The organism is Vibrio sp. D173a, from assembly GCF_030248475.1.
The window spans coordinates 1-627 of sequence record NZ_JAHGAH010000629.1 but is presented as its reverse complement, the minus strand read 5'-3'; the positions used below and the strand labels follow the sequence as shown (position 1 = coordinate 627).

Here is a 627-nt window from a genome sequence, read left to right as displayed (position 1 = left end):
CACTGCTATCACCTGACCAACTTTGGTTGAAGAAAGATGAACTCTTCACTCACTTCAAACAAAAAGCTCAAGTAATTCTGAGTGTCGATAGCAGTGGACGTAATGGATCGACACCGCGCTGTTCATAGCGATGCTCGACATCAGATAAGAAGGTGTCTACCGCTTGCTCTATGTCACCCAGTGCTAAGATTTGTGTGTCATCGGCAACATAGTCAAATAGGGTTTCAGTTTGGTCAAAGAACAGAGGTTGCCAATATTCGATACCGGCTGGCCATGTTCCTTTAGATACCTGCATATAGACAGATTCAGGTTCACGGCGAGCCTCAAACTGCTGACGCCAGCGAATACGAAAATCTTCAATCGCAGAATCCGACGTTGGGAACTCATGGGCAGGCAGCAGGCGAATTTCGTCAATGTCGGCGATTGAGCGCTGATTTTCAGGATCGAAGGTTCGAATGGTTGCCCATTGGGAACAAATCTAGGATGGAGCCTCGGCTGGGGTATTCACCCGGGCCAAATACTTGGTAAACATAGCGATAGCCTGACTTTTCAAGCTGTAAGCGCAGCTTCTCTAATGAGTAGAGATCGCCAGTCTTCACCATCAATGTGTGCTGAAGTAAGAACTCT

General features: G+C 47.2%; 1 pseudogene. It reads right to left on the bottom strand.

Features of this window, described 5'->3' with window-relative positions:
- Window positions 1-85: 85 nt before the first annotated feature.
- Window positions 86-627, bottom strand: a pseudogene (locus KIV40_RS28050) (transcription-repair coupling factor); the annotation flags it as partial.